At 57.6% G+C, this 1,226-nt stretch carries 1 pseudogene; it reads right to left on the reverse strand.

From position 1 onward, the window contains the following. Nucleotides 1–7: 7 nt before the first annotated feature. Nucleotides 8–1,164 (reverse strand): annotated as a pseudogene (locus ACV22V_RS32355) (IS30 family transposase). Nucleotides 1,165–1,226: the final 62 nt, after the last annotated feature.

The following is a 1,226-nucleotide window of genomic DNA, read 5'->3' on the forward strand; positions in this document are numbered from 1 at the left end:
GGTAGGTTCAATGAGTCGCTGCAACAGCCTCGCGCAGTCTATCGGCCGGAGATATGAAGCCCAATGTCTTTCTGGGCCTTTCATTGAGCCGCGCTGCGATCTTGTTCAATTCTGCCTGCGAGTATTGATCAAGTTGCGTACCGTGGAGCAAGTACTGACGCAGGAGTCGGTTCGTGTTTTCGTTGGTACCACGTTGCCAAGGACTTCGCGGGTCGCAGAAGTAGACCTTCACGTCCGTGGCGATCGTGAAGTCTTTGTGGTTCGCCAGCTCCATGCCGCGGTCCCAGGTGAGCGACTTGCGTAGATGCTGCGACAACCGCTTAACCTCGCGCTTCAGGCCCGCCACAACGCTCACCGTGTCTTTTCCCTTTACCTTGACGATGATGGTGAACCGCGAGCGCCGCTCAACCAAAGTGGCGACATGAGTATTGTTTGCACCACTGACGAGATCTCCTTCCCAGTGACCAGGCACCGCACGGTCAGCAGATTCAGGTGGTCGCTCGTGAATCGAAACCGCGTCAGCAATCTTATTGCGAGCGCCCTTCGTGCTGGACGAGCGTGAGTGACGCATCTTCCGTTGGGTCCGCAAGTGATACTGCAGTTCCTTCTTCAGAACGCCGCGCGCTTGCACAAACAGGCTGCGATAGATCGTCTCGTGAGACACGCGCATCGCCTCGTCATCGGCATATCGGTTCTTAAGCCAACCGCTCACTTGCTCTGGAGACCATTCGCGGCAAAGCTTACGCTCGACCGCATAGCGCAAGCGCCAGTTCTGCTCCAGAAGGCAGCGTTTGGGTCGCAGAGCAGCCTGCAAGGCTCGCTCATCCGCTCCCAGAGCTCGATAGTGGCCCGTTCCGCCGTTACGCGCAATCTCACGGGAAATCGTGGAAGGCGCGCGGTTCAACTGGCGGGCAATCGCTCGAATTGAAAGTCCAGCCGAGATGCCACGCGAGATCTCTTCACGTTCACTCAAAGTCAATGCTCGCAACGACCGCTTACGAGCAGCAGGGGTGTACCCTCCGCATAGTCGGATCACGCCGTAGATCGAGCCTGCAGTCTTGCCTAGCGCCTTCCCGATACCAAGAAACGATCACCTGCCGGCCACCGCCGCCAAACCTCGGACTTGCCTTCTGGCGACAGCCCCGGCCGTCCCATTTGTGCCATTCGCCAACCCTCCCTCATTCGATATTAATAGGAAGGTGTTGCAACGATCCATTGAACCTACC

This window comes from Burkholderia sp. AW33-5 (genome assembly GCF_053427615.1).